Genomic DNA, 16219 nt, shown 5'->3' with positions numbered 1-16219 from the left:
CAGCGCCATGAAGGTGCTCTATCCCGGAAGTTTCGATCCGCTCACCCTGGGGCACCTCGATCTGATCGAGCGCTCCGTGCGTCTGTTTGGTGGCGTGGTGGTGGCGGTGCTCCAGAACCCCGGCAAGACCCCAAGCTTCCCCCTCGACCAGCGGCTGGGGCAGATCCGCCTGGCCACCGCCCACCTGCGGGGGGTGGAGGTGAGCAGCTTCGATGGCCTCACCGTGGAGTTCGCCCGCCGCTGCGACGCCATGGTGATTTTGCGGGGCCTGCGGGCGCTGAGCGACTTCGAGTTCGAGCTTCAGATCGCCCACACCAACCACAGCCTCGCCCCGGAGGTGGAAACCCTGTTCATGGCCACCTCAGCCCAGCACAGCTTCCTGAGCAGCTCGGTGGTCAAGGAGGTGGCGCGTTTCGGTGGCAACGTGCGCCACATGGTGCCGGCGGGAGTGGCGGATGATCTCGCCAGGCTCTTTAATCGAACAACCCCGAGCGCCTGAGATGACCGAGACCAGGTTGACCGTGCTGGATCAGCTTGATCAGCTCGAAGAGGTGGTGCTTGATGGCAACCGGATCCCCTTCAGTGGAGGGCGACTGGTGAACGAGCAGGAGGCGATCGAGGTGATCGATGCCCTGCGGGAAGCGCTGCCGGTGCAGCTCACCCAGGCCAATGAGCTGATCCGCCAGCGGGACACGTTCATCAGTCAGGCCCGCCAGCAGGCCGAAGAGATCCTCAGCCAGGCACGGCTGCAGCGGGAGCAGCTGATCAGTGCGGCCTCCGTGCGCCAGGAAGCCGAGCGCCAGGTGGGTGAGCTGCGGGAGCAGGCCCGCCAGCAATGCGAACAGTTGCTGCTCCAGACCCGCCAGCAGGTGGCCCAGGCCGAACAGGAACACCAGGCCCGGCTCGCCCAGATGGAGCAGCTGTTCAGTGCCCGGCGTCAGCAGCTGGAACAGGAGTCGCTGCAGCGGCGTCAGCAACTTGACCAGGATTACGTCGAAATCAAGCGCCAGCTGGTGGAACAGCACGAGCGCTCCCGCCAGCAGAGCCTGCAGGAACTTGACCAGGTTCGTCAGGAATGCCTGCGCGTTCAGCGTGAGAGCCAGGCGGAGGCGGAGCGCCTCCACGCCGATGCCCTGCAATTCCGTCAGCAGAGCCAGCAGCAGTGCGAGGCCTTGATCAGCCGCTCCCGCCAGGAGGCCGCCGCGGTGCAGGAGGGCGCCAACCGCTACGCCGAACAGGTGCTGGGGGAACTGGAAGGACGCCTCCAGGATCTCGGCAAGGTGGTTTCAGGTGGCCGCCGTGAACTGGTGCGGCTGCAGTCCGTCGATCCCGCCGCCGTTTCCGAGCCCGTGGTCGAGCCGCGCGGCACCAAGGGCAACACCGTGCCGATCAGCCGGGCCCGCCGGGCCGCCGAGCGTCTCAGGCAGGCGGCTGGCAGAGGCTGACGTTCTGCACCTGGGTGAGGATCCGCCCGATGGTGGTGTTCGGCGCCGAGGCACCGTTGGAGATCATGCTCACGTAGCGGGGTCCATCAACGGTGTCGAGCACACCGGAGATGGAGCGCACCCCTGAAATCGTGCCGGTCTTGCCACGGAATCGGCCCTCGATCGGGGTGCCGATGAACAGGTGACGCAGGGTCCCCCGGCGCCCGGCAATCGCCATCGAGGCCTGGTAGTTGGCGCCATAGGGGTGCTGGGCCATGCGCACCAGCAGGGCCGCCAGCAACCGGCTGGTGACACGGTTGGCGCGGTCGAGGCCGCTGCCATCGGCCACGGAGACACCGGCCATGGGCAGACCCTGCTGGTACAGCCACTGCATCTCCAGCTGCCGGGCCGTGGCCAGGTTCCAGGTGCCGCTGGCGGAACGAAGCAGGACTTCGGCCGTGAAATTGTGGCTTTCGGTGTTGGCCAGGCTGAGCAGATCGTGCATGGGCGCCGAGGGCTCCTCGTGCAGCAGCACCATGTCGCCCGTGGCGCTGGCCTGGGCGGGCACGAGTGAAATCTGCACGGCCTTGCCCCCCTGACGGGCCATCTCCTGCTGCAGCAGGCGCTGCAGCCGTCCGACCGGATTCGGGATCGCCATCTCGATCGCATTGCTGGTCAGGGCCAGGCGGGTGATCGGCGCCCCGTAGGCCTCGGCGCGATCACCCATCTGCCAACCCTGGGGCCACCAGTTGGGAGTGGGCTCCTCAGCCAGCTGCAGCCGCACCAGGGAAGGCGCCGGGCTGGAGCTACCGCCAGAACCGAGAGCAAGTTTGGCAAAACGCTGCAGCTGGGAGAGGCCGAGATCGGGGTCGCCCGATCCCGTGAGGCGCAGGGTGCCATCGCCCAGGCGCCAGAGCTGGGTCTTTAGGCGGAAATCGGGGCCCAGCCGATCGAGGGCATAGGCCGTGCTGATCAGTTTCTGATTGGAGGCGGGGATGCGCGGCCGCTGGCCGTTGAGATCGGCCAGAAGGCGACCGCCGCCATCGGCCACGGTCACACTCCAGACCGACGACTCCCCGCCGACGGTGGCCAGAAGACGCTGCTGGAGACCCGGGCAACTGGCCAGGCTCTGCAGCTGGGGAAGCCCCACCGGCGGTGGGGCGGGAGGCAGTGACGCCAGGGGAATGGCCTGGTCCTGGGCCCGCATCGGGGGGGCAGGAAGGGTGATCAGCGCCGTGGCGAGGGTCGCGAGCAGGGCCGGCCGAGGGGAGGTCACCATCTTCAGGACCCCACCTTCAGGCTGGTCACCGTGCCGGAGACCCGGAACTGGTTGTCATCCAGTTCGATCGGGGTTCCCACCTTGATGCCCTGCCCCCCGAACTCCACACCCTCCTTGGTGATCTGACCCTGGCCCTGGAGCAGGAAACGGGCATCAAGGGTGCTGAACACCCTCTGGTTGGGGTCATCCACCGTGATCACCCGACCAGCCGGGGTGATCGTGGAAATGCGGCGGGGCAGGGGGGTGACATCCTTGACCGTGACGCTGCCGTGGGGCTGGTTGCGAATCACGATGTTGAGGCTGCCCTTCTGCTTGGCGGCGGCGATCAAGGCGGCGGGGTCGGCGGCTGGGATGCCCCGCACATCGACGGTCACCGTGATCGGCTTGAGCGCTCCGGTGGCCTTGGCGACCGCACCGCTGAGTTTGGGGCTCCAGATCACCCCCACCGCGGCGAGTACCACGGCGAGCGCAGCGCCGATGTCCACCAAACCGATGGAACGGCGGTTCGATTGCTGGGCAGCCATGGCGCTTGAGCAGACGCTGAAGTGTACGGAGACTCCCCCGACCACACCAGGGGGCCAGATGGCCCCCGCTCAGTTGCGCAGGCCCTCGATGAAACGATCGAGGGCCCCCAGGCCGGCGGCCACATCGAGGCCTTGACCCTCCGCGGCCAGGGCCTGATCGATCTCCTCCGGGTCGGGTTTGGTCTCGAATCGGCTGGCCAGCCGGAACCCGTCGGGGTCCTGGCGGTAGAGCTCCCAGGAGTCCGGGAAGCTGCGCCGCAGGGCGGAGGCGCCGCGGGGGATCAGGGCGTAGGCCGACTCCCACGTGGCCAGGAAGCCACGGCGGCGCTCCCGGGCCACACTGCCGATGCCGATGGCGGCATCCTCCAGACGGCCGTTGAGCAACACCACGGCGCCACGGTGCGCCTGACAGATCTCCTCCACCTCGCTGTACTCGGCCTGGGATGGGGCCGCCAGCACCAGCACCCCATCGTCAGCCGCTGCGTCACCGGTCTCGGCGGCCCGCCTCTGCAGGCGTTGGCGGTCACTGAGGCTGGTCAGCCGATCGGCCTGATCCGGAGCATCCCGGCGGGCCAGGGCAGCGGCGCCGGCATCGGTGAACACGAGGGTGGCCCTGGGTTCCACCCTATTGAGTGCATTCAGCAGCCGCAGAGCCACGGGCAGCAGCCGCAGTCCCTCGAAGCGCAGTTCCACGGTCCAGCGACCGCCGGCGCGGGCGCCCAGAGCCTGGACCAGGGCGGCCAGGGCCTGGGCCTCGGCGGCGCGCAGATCGGCGGGAAGCACCATGAAACGAGGCTCGACGGAATGGGGGCGCCAAGGCGATGCCCTGACGGGGACCTTACCCAGCGGCCACGGCCGCCTGGGCCCGCCCCAGGGCCAGCGCGAAACCCGACAGATCCTCGTCCCGCAGCCAGGGCCCGAGGCTGATGCGCAGGGCCGAGGCGGCCCGGGCCGGTTCCACACCCATGGCCATCAGCACGGGGCTGGCGCTCGCCAGACCACTGCTGCAGGCGGTGCCGCTGCTGACCGCATAACCCTCACGCCAGAGCTCCTCCACCAGGCGACGACCTGGCAGTGGCTCGCCTCCTGGAAATGACACCAACAGACTGATGTGATGGGGCAGCCGCTCGCTAGGGCAGCCGGAGAGCTCGAGGCCAGGGATCGCCAGCAGCTCCGCCAGCAGGCGATCCCGCAGCGGTTGGATCGGATCACCTCCATGGCTGGCCAGGCGAGCGTTCGCCAGGGCCATCGCCTCGGCAAAGCCCGCCGCCAGGGCCACGGCTTCGGTGCCGCCGCGCCGTCCGGCCTCCTGTCTGCCGCCATCGACGAGCGGTGCGAAGCGCAGGCCAGGGGAAGCGACGAGCGCGCCGATGCCCCGGGGGCCCTGGAACTTGTGGGCCGTGAAACTGAACAGATCCACCGGCAGTGTCTTGAGATTGATCGGCCGGTGACCCACCACCTGCACCGCATCGGTATGGAACAACACGCCCGCCGCGCGGCAGCGCTCACCGATGGCCTCGATCGGCTGCAGGGTGCCCACCTCGCTCTGACCCCAGATCACCGACACCAGCCGGGTGGGGGGCTCCAGAAGGGTTTCCAGGGCGCTCAGGTCAACCCGGCCGAAACGATCCACCGGCAAGAACGCCAGCTCCCATCCCTGGCGCTCCAGCCGCCGGGCGGCGGCGGCAACGGCGGGGTGCTCCACGGCCGAGATCACCAGCCGCCCAGGGTTCAGATGGGCCGTTGCCCCCAGCAGGGCGGCCTGGGCCGCTTCGGTGCCACCGGAGCAGAAGGTGAGCTCAGCTGGGTCGCAGCCGAGCCCAGTGGCGATGGCCAGCCGACTGCGCTCCAGGCGATCGGCAGCCGCCAGACCGAAACCATGCAGGCTCGATGGATTCGCCCAGGCCTCCTGGTGGGCCTTGGCGATCGCCTCCAGCACCGAGTCCGCCGGTGGCGCCGTGGCGCAGGCATCCAGATAGACACTGGCCCGATCAACCAAGGGGGCGCTCAAGGGCCTTCAAGGGGTGCCCCGCCGGGCCCCTGACGGGAGCGGCTGCGGGACTCCAGGGAGCTGCTGGCCAAGGCGACCAGATCATCGAGGGAACGCTCACTCAGCAGGGCGGCCACCCGCGAGCGGGCCTCGGCACTGGCGCAGGCCTCCGGGCGGACGCAGCCCTGCACGCAGACCACGGCACATTGAATGTCGGGTGGAGCAACGACCGAGGCCGGATCTTGGCAGGGAGCATCCGCGGCTGAGACGGGAGAAGGAGCAGCAGAGTCAACCGACGGGGGCTCCGGGAGTTCAGAGATCGCTGGGGCTTCCCACAGGGGCCGCATCTCGTGCTCTTCGGTGGCCAGTACGCCATCGAAGACCAGCTCCGCCGGACCGGTCATGAACAGGTGGTTGCTGGAGGGATCCCAGGAGATCTGCAATGGACCGCCGGGCAGATCAAGACGGGCGGCGGCCTCACACAGCCCGAGCCGATGCATCACCACGAGAGCGGCGCAGGCTCCGGTGCCACAGGCCAGGGTGGGACCCGCCCCCCGCTCCCACACCCGCAGGCGCAGGTGGGTGGGGCTCAGCACCTGGACGAAATGAACGTTGGTGCGGGCCGGGAAACTGGGATGGTGCTCAAGCAGCGGACCGAAACGCTCCAGCGGGATGGCCGCCACATCGGCCACGGGCACGACCACGTGGGGATTGCCCATGCCGGCGGCCGCCGCCGCGAACCGCTCACCCTCCAGCTCAAATTCCCCCTGGGGCAGGCCGGCCGCTCCCACCGAGAGCAGGGTGGGCACCTCCGAGGGCACCAGGAACGGCTCGCCCATGTCGACGCGCACGCCGCCATCGCCCTGAAGCTCGGGCACGATCCGACCGGCCAGGGTCTCCACCTGCCAGGTACGCCCCGGGGCGTCACCGTCGCTGTCAGCCAGGAACCGGGCCAGGCAGCGGATGCCGTTGCCGCACATCTCAGGCTCGGTGCCATCGGCGTTGAAGATGCGCATGCGCAGCTCGCCGCCCTCCCTGGGCGGCAAGGCCAGGATGATCCCATCGCCTCCAACACCGAAGCGGCGATCACAGAGCTGCCGCACCAACTCAGGGGTGAGGCCGAAGCAGAAGGCGGGATCGGTTTCCGTGCGGCCATCCAGCAGCAGAAAATCGTTGCCCAATCCCTGGTATTTGCTGAACTGGAGCACCGAACTCGCCCTTTCTGCCAAGGGATGGCATCTTAGGAAGGTGCCGATTGAACCAGCCTTGGCCCTCCTGGACACCTCCCTACCGGGTGTAAGGCAACTGCAGAATTGGATTCGCGCCAAGACGGCGGTGCAGGTGCAGCTCCACGACGGCACCAAACTCGACGGCCTCCTGGATTGGCAGGACGTGGAATTTCTTGCCCTGCGCCTCCCCAACGACAGCGATCCGGTGCTGATCCAGCGCCTCTCCGTGACCGTGATCCGTTCCTTGGGCTGATCCCAGGGCCAACATGGGGCGCATCGGGTTGTGGCACCATCACGGGCGTGAGCTGTGGCCCAATCCTGGCGGCCTCGGCCGAGCGATGGCCGTGACCGACCCTTCCCGCTACCAGCCCCAGGCGATCGAGGAGCGCTGGCAGGCCCGCTGGCAGGAGCAGCGGCTGCACGCCACGCCGGAACCGGGAGAGAGCCCGTACTACGCCCTCTCGATGTTTCCCTACCCGTCGGGGAACCTGCACATGGGCCATGTGCGCAATTACGTGATCACCGATGTGATCGCCCGGGTGCAGCGGCTGCGGGGTCGCCAGGTGCTCCACCCGATGGGCTGGGATGCCTTCGGCCTGCCGGCGGAGAACGCCGCGATCGAACGGGGCATCGACCCGGGGGATTGGACCGACAGCAACATCGCCCAGATGCGCCGCCAGCTGCAGCGGCTGGGACTCTCGATTGACTGGGATCGGGAGCTGGCCACCTGCCACAGCACGTACTACCGCTGGACCCAGTGGCTGTTCCTGCAGTTCCTCGATGGGGGCCTGGCCTACCAGAAGGACGCCACGGTCAACTGGGATCCGATCGATCAGACCGTGCTCGCCAACGAGCAGGTGGACGGGGAGGGGCGCTCCTGGCGCTCCGGTGCCCTGGTGGAGAAACGCAAGCTGCGCCAGTGGTTCTTGAAGATCACCGACTACGCCGATGCCCTGCTCGACGACCTCAAACTGCTGGAGGGCTGGCCGGAGCGTGTGCGCACCATGCAGGCCAACTGGATCGGCCGCTCCGTGGGGGCCGAACTGCGTTTCCCCGTACTGGATGGGGAAGGTGCCGAAACCGGCGAGGCGATCACGGTGTTCACCACCCGCCCCGACACGGTGTTTGGCGTGAGCTACCTGGTGCTAGCGCCCGAGCATTCCCTGGTGGCAGCACTCACCATCCCTGAACAGGAGCCTGCCGTGGCCGCCTTCCAAGACCGTGTGAGCCGACAGAGCGAACAGGAGCGCACCGCCGAGGACAAGCCCAAACAGGGGATCCCCCTGGGGACCTCGGTGCGCAACCCCTTCAACGGCGAGACGATCCCCCTCTGGATCGCCGACTACGTGCTCGCCGACTACGGCACCGGGGCGGTGATGGGAGTGCCGGCCCACGACCAGCGGGATTTTGTGTTTTCCCGCCGCTACGAGCTGCCGGTGCGGCAGGTGATCGTGCCCGCCGGCGCGGATGAACACGCCTTCGAGGGCGGTGCCTGGACCGAAGCCGGTGTGCTGATCCACTCCGGTGCCTTCGATGGAGTGCCCTCAAAGGAGGCCAAGGCCGGGATCATCGCCCTGGCGGAACAGCAGGGCTGGGGCCAGGGCCGGGTGCAGTTCCGACTGCGCGACTGGCTGATCTCCCGTCAGCGCTACTGGGGCTGCCCGATCCCAGTGATCCACTGCGACCACTGCGGTGTGGTGCCCGTGCCCGAGGAGCAGCTGCCGGTGGAGCTTCCGCGGAACGTCGCCTTCAGCGGCAAGGGCGCCTCACCCCTGGCCCAGCTCAAGGACTGGGCCGAGGTGCCCTGCCCCAGCTGTGGGGCCCCTGCCCGGCGCGAAAGCGACACCATGGACACCTTCATCTGCTCGTCCTGGTACTACCTGCGCTACTGCGACCCCCACAACACGTCCCTGCCCTTCGGGCGTGAGGCCGCCGACCGCTGGCTGCCCGTGGATCAGTACGTGGGCGGCATCGAGCACGCCATCCTGCACCTGCTCTATTCCCGCTTCTTCACCAAGGTGCTGCGGGACCGGGGCCTGCTGGGCTTCGACGAGCCCTTCCTGCGCCTGCTCACCCAGGGCATGGTGCAGGGGATCACCTACAAGAATCCCCACACCGGCAAGTACATCCCTCCGGCGGAGGTGGCCGACCCCAGCGACCCCCGCGACCCGCTCACGGGCGAGGTGCTGGAAGTGTTCTACGAAAAGATGTCGAAGTCGAAGCACAACGGCGTCGATCCAGCCGTGGTGATCGACCGCTACGGCGCCGACACGGCCCGCATGTTCATTCTGTTCAAAGCCCCTCCCGAGAAGGATCTGGAGTGGGATGACGCCGACGTGGAGGGTCAGTTCCGCTTTCTGCAACGGCTCTGGCGGTTGGTGGAGGGGGCCGTGGAACGAGGCCTGAGCCTGGAGGCTGCACCCCGTCCGTCGGGTCCAGGCTTGCTCGGATCAGCCGATCTGACCCCCCAGGAACAGGAGCTCCGCCGGGCGGTCCACACCGCCATTGCCGCCATCGACCACGACCTGGCTGATGGCGCCTACCAGCTGAACACCGCCGTCTCGGAGCTGATGAAGCTCAGCAATGCCATGGCGGGGGGCCTGGAAAGCGTGGGTGAACCCGTGGCCCAGGAAGCCCTCCACGCCCTGGTGGTGCTGCTGGCCCCCTTCGCCCCCCACCTGGCCGAGGAGCTGTGGTTGAAGCTGGGGGGCGGCGGCAGCGTGCACCAGCAACGCTGGCCCAGCGCCGATGGCAGCGCCCTGGTGCGCGACAGCCTTGAACTGGTGATTCAGGTGAAGGGCAAGGTGCGCGGCAGCCTCACCGTGCCGGCCGATGCCGATGCCGCCACCCTGGAACGGCTGGCCCTCGGCAGCGACGTGGCCCTCAAGTGGCTGGAGGGCCAGCCCCCCCGTCGGGTGATCGTGGTGCCCGGCAAACTCGTGAACCTGGTGCCCTGAGGGTCCAGGGACGTCTCCTGGTTCAGAGGTCGTAGCGGATCACCGTGCGGATGCTCTGGCCGGAGTGCATCAGCTCGAAGGCCTCATTGATCGCCCCCAGCCCCAGGGTGTGGGTGATGAACAGCTCCAGGGGGATCTCCCCCCGCTGGGCCATCTCCACGTAACCCGGCAATTCCGTGCGCCCACGCACCCCACCGAAGGCCGAGCCGCGCCAGACACGTCCCGTCACCAGCTGGAACGGCCGCGTGGAGATCTCCTGGCCGGCGCCGGCCACGCCGATGATCGTGGATTCGCCCCATCCCTTGTGACAGCTCTCCAAGGCGGCGCGCATCACCTCGACGCTGCCGATGCACTCAAACGAGTAATCGACACCGCCATCGGTGAGATCGATCAACACCTGCTGGATCGGAGCGTCGTAATCGCGGGGATTGAGGCAATCGGTGGCCCCCAGCTGGCGGGCGATCGCGAACTTCTCGGGGTTGGTGTCGATGGCGATGATCCGTGAGGCCTGGGCCATCACCGCACCGATCACCACCGCCAGCCCGATGCCCCCCAGGCCGAACACGGCCACGGTGCTGCCGGGTTCCACCTTGGCGGTGTTGCGCACGGCGCCGATGCCGGTGGTGACCCCACAACCGAGCAGACAAACCTGGTCGAGGGGCGCCTGGGGATTGATCTTGGCCACGGCAATCTCCGGCACCACCGTGTATTCGGAGAAGGTGGACGTACCCATGTAATGGAAGATCGGCTGGCCGTTCTTCGAGAAGCGGCTGCTGCCATCGGGCATCAGCCCTTGGCCCTGGGTGGTGCGGATCGCCTGACAGAGATTGGTTTTTCCCGAAAGGCAGAACGTGCAGCGCCGGCATTCCGGCGTGTAGAGGGGGATCACGTGGTCGCCCACCGCCACCGAGCTCACCTCGGCTCCGATCGCCTCCACCACGGCGCCGCCCTCGTGGCCGAGGATCGCTGGAAACACTCCTTCGGGGTCGGCGCCGGAGAGGGTGAAGGCATCGGTGTGGCAGACCCCCGTGGCCACCACCCGCAGCAACACCTCACCGGGCGCCGGTGGGGCGACCTCGATGTCGGTGATCTCCAGGGGCTGGCCCGGGGCCCAGGCCACGGCGGCACGGGATCGAATCATCGCGACTCAGTTCCGTTGGAAGGTCAAGGTGGTGGGATTGGACCAATCACCCGTCGCGCCGTACCCCCGACCGGCGGCGCTCAGACGGCGCAGGATCCAGAACGGCTGCTCCGGACTGTGCAGATCCAGGCTGGCCGCGATCGCCTCCAGGTTGCGGGGCACCCCATCGGCCAGCAGCTCTTCCAGCTGGGCCTGGAGCGCCAGCACCTCGGCGGCGGCCTGCTTGCCGGCTTCCACCCCGGGCTGGTGGTAGGCGTTCACATCGATCAGTTCGCCGTAGAGCCCGACCGCCCGCTCGAACAGGGCGATCAGGGCCCCCAGGCTGCGTTCATCGAAGCGGCGCAGGGTCAGGGTGAGGCTCTGGCGACCGCCTTCGCTCAGGGCGGCGCGGGTCCCCTGGAAAAAGCCATCCAGGAAGTCGCCCGGGTGCTCGCCGCCGATCGGAGCGATGTCGGCGGGATCTTCGAGCACCTCGATGAAGGTGACAAAGAAGTTGTCGAGGCCATCACGCAACTGCTGCACATAGGCGTGCTGGTCGGTGGAGCCCTTGTTGCCGTAGACCGCCAGCCCCTGGTGCACCACCTCGCCCTGGCGGTTGAGGCGCTTGCCCAGCGATTCCATCACCAACTGCTGCAGGTAGCGACTGAACACCTCCAGCCGGTCGCGGTAGGGCAGCACCACCATGTCGCGGCGGCCCCGGCCCTCCCCGGCCGCGTACCAGGCGGCCGCCAGCAGGGCGGCGGGGTTGCGGCGCAGGTCGGGCACCCGGGTGGCCTCATCCATGCGGGCCGCACCCTCCAGGAAGGCGCGCAGATCAGCGCCGATCAGGGCCGCTGGCAGCAGCCCCACGACGCTGGTGATGCTGGTGCGGCCACCCACCCAGTCGAACAGATCGAAGCGCTCCAGCCAGCCCTCGGCGACCGCCTTGCGGTCCAGGGCGCTGCCGGCCATGGTCACCGCCACCGCCTGGGCGGCCCATTGGCCCCCGAGGGCCTCCAGCCGCGCCTGGGCCTGTTCCTGGCCGATGCGGGGCTCGGGGGTGCCGCCGGATTTGCTGACCACGATCACCAGGCTGGTGCGCAGCTTCTCCCCGAGGCCCGCGAGCACGCGGCTGAAGCCCTCAGGATCGACATTGTCGAAGAAGTGGAACGGCAGCCCCCGCCCCTGGCGTTGAAGCGCCCGGAGGATCAGCAGCGGCCCCAGGCCCGAGCCACCGATGCCGATCCAGAGCACGTCGGTGAACGCGGCCCCGCCTGGGGCCTGGAGACGGCCCTCAAGCACGGCCTGGCCAAAGGCTTCGATGCGATCGATCTCGCCAGTGATCTGGGCGGCCGTGGCCGCGTCGGGCGCCAGGGCGGGAGCGCGCAGCCAGTAGTGACCCACCTGGCGGCCTTCATCTGGGTTGGCGATGGAACCCGCCTCCAGGGCGGCCAGGGCTGCGAAGGCGCGGCCGAAGGCGGGCTCCAGGGCACCAAGATCGGATTCCCCCAAGGCCATGCGGCTGGGATCGAGCCAGAGGCCCAGGTCGTCGTGGTGCCAGAGCAGGGAGCAGAAGCGGTGCCAAGGCGTCAGCGGTGACGTGGAGGCGGTATCCGGGGGCAAGGTCATGTCGACGGAACGACGTCCTGATCGGCGCACCCCCTGAACCTATCCACGGACCCCGCCCGTGAACGGCTCAAGCAAGAGCCGCTGGAACTGGACCCATGACCCCGGCACCCTGGTGGCTCGAGGAAAAGGCACAGGGAACGGGGACGCAGGTAGCAAGCTTTTTCAAAAGTTGTCTAGAGTTTCCTTGCAATTCATACGCCTTTGACCCAGCGACTCCCCATGGACCCTGCTCCGCTGGTGCGGCGACGGTTTTTGGTGGGCCTCAGCCTGGCCATCGGCCTGGCCATCGGCCTGGATGTGGCTCCCCGGGTCAATCGTTGGTCCAGCTCCGTGATCGTGAGCGAACCGGGTCTCAGCGCCAGCGTCGGCACCGACAACAGCCGCAGCCAGGCCCTGATCAACGAGGGCCAGCGGCCCGATCCCACGGCCTTCAGCCCCCAAGAGCTGCAGGAGCTCCAGCGCCGCTTCGGGGTGCATGGCCCCCAAACACCTCTGGCGCAACTGTTCACCAAGGGGCTTGATGAGCTCACCCCCCTGCGCTCGATCACGGTGACCCGACTGGAGGAACTGCGGCCCACGATCCTGGTCGAGAGCCGCCGCCGGGGCGTCAACCCGATGCTGGTGGCGGCGATTCTCTTCGATGAGATGCAGCACGCCAAGCCCGGTGAAGACCTGCCCCTGGCCGCCCATTCCGGCCTGTTCAGCACCCATGGGCCCGCCCAGCTGGGGTTGAGCGAGATGGTGAAGCAGGGGCTCCTGAGCCCTCAGGCCAGCCAGGCAGAGATTCAGGCCGCCCGCGATCAGCTCCTGGATCCCCGGCGCAACGTGCAGTTGCTGGTGGGGCAGCTGGCCCGCCAGAAGAAACTGCTCGGCATCTCCACCGAGCGCCCGCTCAATGCCAGCACCCGCCCCCGGGACGCCAAGGCCATCGCCACGTTGGCCTACCTCCACAACGGCAAACTCGACTACTCCACCCGCATCCTGCGTTACATGCAGGACCCTGAACTGCACGCCCTGATCTATTCCGTCCGCAAGGCGCCGGTCTCAACCCTGATCTGAGCGGCTTTCAGCAGAGTCGGCCCAGGGCCGCCAGGCGCATCTGAAGGGCGCTCCAATCGAAGCTGCGGGGATCCTGGCGTTCCCCTCCGAGATCCACCGCCCGGTGGGTGGTGATCGACTGGGGGGGAATGGGAAAGCGCTTCATCCAGTCGGCCAGCACCACGGCGGTCGCATCCAGCTGGGCGGCGGTGTAGCCGCTGTGCTCGGAGTCATCGTTTTCGCCATCCAAGGGCGTTTCCAGGCTGAGGTGCAGAGCGAAGTTGTTGACCGAGCCATTGAGCTTCGGGTTGGTGACCACCCACTGGCCGTTGAAGGCCGAGTTGCCCGCCCCGAAGGCCCGCCGGGAGGGGTCGAGCACCTGGACTACCTCGCCCTGGAGCCCGATCAGCGTGTGGTAGCTCACCTGATCCTCATCGCTGGGATGGGGGGTGACGAAGGTGTTGATCGCCGAGGACAACCCATAAACGGTTTCATGCAGGACGATCAGCCGAGGGGTTGGATCGACCGGTTGGCCGAAGGCGTCCTGGTTGAAGCGCTCGCCGTAGTTGGTGGGATCGGTGTCCAGATGGAAGGTGCGTTGCTGAAGCACGGCACTCAACCGCTGCAACCGCTGCTTGAGGGCCGCATCGGTGCCGCGGCACTGGCGGCGCAGGGGGCTGCTCCAGGCCTGGACCGGTGGCGGGGTGGGGGCCCGGCGGGGAAGCCCCTCATTCGTGGAGGAACCCTGCACCCCGTCGCGCAGGAAGCTCAGCAGGCTGGAATCGCGACGCTCAGGGGGGCGCTCGCCGATCGCCCGAGCCAGCCAGCCCAACCCCAGTAGGCAGGCCATCCCCCCCAACCCGATCGCCAGCACCAGGGGCCGGGAGCTCCGCCTTCGGGCCCAGAGAAGTCGCTCCGGGGGTCTCAACATCGAACCGTCTCAGGGTCCGGCAGCCGGGCGGGCTCCGGCTCCAGGGCCAGCCAACGTCGGCGCCGCTCCTCGGCATCAGCCGGTGCCTGGGGATCGATCCTGAGCGTCCAGCGCTCGATCGCGGGCGCTGAACTGGTGAACGCCAGCTCCATCACCTGGCCACGCCGGGCCAGCAGCAACCGCTGGCCGCGATCCTTCCGCAGCAAGGGAGGAAGATCCTCCGCCTGGCGCAGCCGCACCCCATCGAGGGCCAACAGCTCGTCGCCCAGCTCGAGACCCGAGCGTTCCCCCGGTCCATGGCGCGGCAGCTTGCGCACCACCAGGACCTGGTGGGGATCGATCTGGCAGACGATGCCGCTCTCGGGGTGGCTGGCGGGTTCCGCCACCAGCTCCAGACCCATATCGGCGAGGTAAGCCGCAAAGGGCGGATCCTCCGTGGAGCCCAGCCAGGCGGGCAGCAAGGCCTCCAGGTCAGAAGAGCGCCGGGCAAAGGCGGCGATCAGGTCCGCCTCGCGATAGCCCCGCCCGACCCGCCCCAGCCGCCGCCAGAGATCCCGCACCACCACGAACAGGGCCGATCCGGCCCGTCGCAGGTGCAGATCGAGCACCAAGGCCAGCAGCGCCCCTTTCAGGTAGTAGCTGATCTGGTTGTCGTCGCTTGAGGCATCGCGTTTGTAGAGCTTCACCCAGGCCTGCTCGCTGCTCTGGCGCAGGCTCTGCACCCGTCGGCCAGGGGTGAGCAGGTAGCGGCTGAAATCGGCGCCGAGATCCTCCAGGGCCGCTGCCTCATCACTGAGCCCTGCGGCGAAGGGCAGCAATTGATCGACGTAGCTGGTGATCCCTTCGGCGAACCAGAGGCTGGGCACCACGACGCTCTGGTGGTAATCGATCGGCGTGAGTTCGGCGGGCCGCAGCCTGCGGACGTTCCACTGGTGCAGGTATTCATGGCCCACCAACTGCAGCAACTTGCGCAGGCCATCAGGCCGGCCCAGCGCCTTGCGACCGAACTGGAGCACCGTGCTGGCATCGTGCTCCAAGCCGCCATAGCCCTCATCGAGCAGATGCAGGACGAACAGATAGTTGTCGGCTGCCGGGGCTGGTTCACCCATGAACAGACAACAACGGCGGCAGATCGCCGCCACCTGCTCCAGCAGCTCGGAATGGAGCTCCAGCAGGGGACGGCCCGTCTCCCAGGTGACCCAGCGGTGGGGCACCCCGTGCACCTCGAAACGGTGCTCCCGGTGGGGGCCCGCCTCCACTGGCGCATCGACGAGGGCATCGAAATCAGCAGCGATCCAGCTGCCATCCGCCTCCCGGGGCAGGGGCACGAAGGCCTCCCAGCCTTCCGGCAGCTCCAGGCGCAGGCGGTGGGGGTTCCAGCGCTCGCCCTCCACCTCCAGGGCGAGCGCCGCCAGGGCCAGAAAGCCGTGCTGGCCATTGAGATGGCAGGTGCGCACACTGAGGTCGGTGGCCAGCGTCTCGGTGCGGATCTCAATGGGCTGATGCCCTGAAGGCTCCACTTCCCAGGCGGCCGGCGCCAGCTGGCGCAGCGGCAGGACTTGCCCCCCCTGCCACACCTCCAGCCGCTCCAGATGGCGCACGTAGTCGCGGATCAGGTACGACCCCGGCGTCCAGCCCGGCAACCGAAAGCGCAGCACCCGGTTGGGGGCAGCCAGGGAGAGGGTGGCCCGCACCAGAGGCTGGTGAGGAGCAGTCAGATTCAAGGTCAGCTCAGGCACCGGCGCCGGGCTCAGCGATCGAGGTGAACGCTGCCCGTCGGGAGCAGCAGGGCGGCATCCCGAAGCGCGGCGCGGGCGGCGTAGCTGCGGGTAAGGCGGCCCAGCAACGGCGCCACCTGATGGCTGCGGCTGAGTCGCTGCAGGTCACCCACCAGGGCCAGTTCACCGCTGGGTTGACGCCGCCAGCCCAGGGCCAGATCGGAGGAGAGCCGCACCTGCAACTCCACCGGCTCGGCTTCACCGGCAAATCCAGGAAGCTTCCCCCCCCAGCGGGGCTCCAAGCCCAGATCAGCCAGACTCGCTGCCAGCACATCGGTGTCCCGAAGCACAGTGGGCAGGATGGAGAGATGGGACATGGA

Annotated in this window: 15 protein-coding genes; 5 read left to right on the top strand and 10 right to left on the bottom strand. The window is 68.2% G+C overall.

Features of this window, described 5'->3' with window-relative positions; genetic code table 11:
* Positions 1-7: 7 nt before the first annotated feature.
* Complete coding sequence (gene coaD / locus KBZ13_RS06185; protein WP_255007455.1) at positions 8-499, top strand: pantetheine-phosphate adenylyltransferase; 492 nt, start codon at positions 8-10, stop codon at positions 497-499.
* Position 500: 1 nt separating this feature from the next.
* On the top strand, positions 501-1445 hold the full coding sequence (locus KBZ13_RS06180) for a hypothetical protein (RefSeq protein ID WP_255007453.1): 945 nt from the start codon (positions 501-503) through the stop codon (positions 1443-1445).
* On the opposite strand, the gene dacB is transcribed toward KBZ13_RS06180, so the two are convergent.
* The 5 genes from dacB to dapF all read right to left on the bottom strand — a co-directional run bounded on the left by dacB (position 1420) and on the right by dapF (position 6425).
* Positions 1420-2703 (bottom strand): D-alanyl-D-alanine carboxypeptidase/D-alanyl-D-alanine-endopeptidase, encoded by a 1284-nt coding sequence (gene dacB / locus KBZ13_RS06175; protein WP_409995617.1) that lies wholly within the window; start codon positions 2701-2703, stop codon positions 1420-1422. The two genes, KBZ13_RS06180 and dacB, sit on opposite strands and share 26 nt — an antisense overlap.
* A gap of 2 nt (positions 2704-2705) precedes the next feature.
* Complete coding sequence (locus tag KBZ13_RS06170) at positions 2706-3227, bottom strand: DUF4330 domain-containing protein (RefSeq protein ID WP_255007452.1); 522 nt, start codon at positions 3225-3227, stop codon at positions 2706-2708.
* 69 nt (positions 3228-3296) lie between these two features.
* The gene (locus KBZ13_RS06165) at positions 3297-4013 is read right to left on the bottom strand and encodes a DUF1995 family protein (protein WP_255007450.1); all 717 of its coding nucleotides are present in this window, start codon (positions 4011-4013) and stop codon (positions 3297-3299) included.
* A gap of 52 nt (positions 4014-4065) precedes the next feature.
* Positions 4066-5238 (bottom strand): cysteine desulfurase family protein, encoded by a 1173-nt coding sequence (locus tag KBZ13_RS06160; RefSeq protein WP_255007448.1) that lies wholly within the window; start codon positions 5236-5238, stop codon positions 4066-4068.
* On the bottom strand, positions 5235-6425 hold the full coding sequence (gene dapF, locus KBZ13_RS06155; protein ID WP_255007446.1) for a diaminopimelate epimerase: 1191 nt from the start codon (positions 6423-6425) through the stop codon (positions 5235-5237). The genes KBZ13_RS06160 and dapF overlap by 4 nt, the downstream gene beginning before the upstream one ends.
* 58 nt (positions 6426-6483) lie before the next feature.
* Here dapF and KBZ13_RS06150 point away from each other — a divergent pair, with 58 nt between their 5' ends.
* Both KBZ13_RS06150 and leuS read left to right on the top strand, forming a co-directional pair.
* Positions 6484-6699 (top strand): Hfq-related RNA-binding protein, encoded by a 216-nt coding sequence (locus tag KBZ13_RS06150; RefSeq protein ID WP_255007444.1) that lies wholly within the window; start codon positions 6484-6486, stop codon positions 6697-6699.
* Between the two features lie 85 nt (positions 6700-6784).
* Positions 6785-9403: a leucine--tRNA ligase gene (gene leuS, locus KBZ13_RS06145; protein WP_255007442.1), complete on the top strand. Its 2619-nt coding sequence runs from the start codon at positions 6785-6787 to the stop codon at positions 9401-9403.
* A gap of 22 nt (positions 9404-9425) precedes the next feature.
* Here leuS and KBZ13_RS06140 read toward each other — a convergent pair whose 3' ends face one another.
* The gene (locus tag KBZ13_RS06140) at positions 9426-10544 is read right to left on the bottom strand and encodes an S-(hydroxymethyl)glutathione dehydrogenase/class III alcohol dehydrogenase (RefSeq protein ID WP_261358861.1); all 1119 of its coding nucleotides are present in this window, start codon (positions 10542-10544) and stop codon (positions 9426-9428) included.
* Between the two features lie 6 nt (positions 10545-10550).
* Positions 10551-12152, bottom strand: a complete 1602-nt coding sequence (locus KBZ13_RS06135; RefSeq protein WP_255007737.1) for a glucose-6-phosphate isomerase — start codon at positions 12150-12152, stop codon at positions 10551-10553.
* Positions 12153-12371: 219 nt separating this feature from the next.
* Between KBZ13_RS06135 and KBZ13_RS06130 the strand changes: the two genes are divergently transcribed.
* A complete protein-coding gene (locus KBZ13_RS06130; protein ID WP_255007439.1) occupies positions 12372-13211 on the top strand; it encodes a helicase DnaB in 840 nt (279 codons plus the stop codon).
* A 7-nt stretch (positions 13212-13218) separates the two neighbouring features.
* On the opposite strand, the gene KBZ13_RS06125 is transcribed toward KBZ13_RS06130, so the two are convergent.
* Genes KBZ13_RS06125 through KBZ13_RS06115 form a run of 3 tightly spaced genes read right to left on the bottom strand, consistent with a single transcriptional unit; the run spans position 13219 to position 16216 of the window.
* A complete protein-coding gene (locus KBZ13_RS06125) occupies positions 13219-14121 on the bottom strand; it encodes an N-acetylmuramoyl-L-alanine amidase (protein WP_255007438.1) in 903 nt (300 codons plus the stop codon).
* Complete coding sequence (locus KBZ13_RS06120; protein WP_255007436.1) at positions 14115-15845, bottom strand: M61 family metallopeptidase; 1731 nt, start codon at positions 15843-15845, stop codon at positions 14115-14117. Before KBZ13_RS06120 ends, KBZ13_RS06125 begins: the two co-directional genes overlap by 7 nt.
* A gap of 26 nt (positions 15846-15871) precedes the next feature.
* Positions 15872-16216 (bottom strand): DUF1257 domain-containing protein, encoded by a 345-nt coding sequence (locus KBZ13_RS06115; protein WP_255007435.1) that lies wholly within the window; start codon positions 16214-16216, stop codon positions 15872-15874.
* Positions 16217-16219 lie beyond the last annotated feature (3 nt).

This window comes from Cyanobium sp. ATX 6F1 (assembly GCF_024346315.1).
In the GTDB taxonomy this organism is placed as follows: Bacteria; Cyanobacteriota; Cyanobacteriia; order PCC-6307; family Cyanobiaceae; genus ATX-6F1.
The sequence above is the reverse complement of the archived record's forward strand: the minus strand, read 5'-3'. Positions and strand labels throughout refer to the sequence as shown.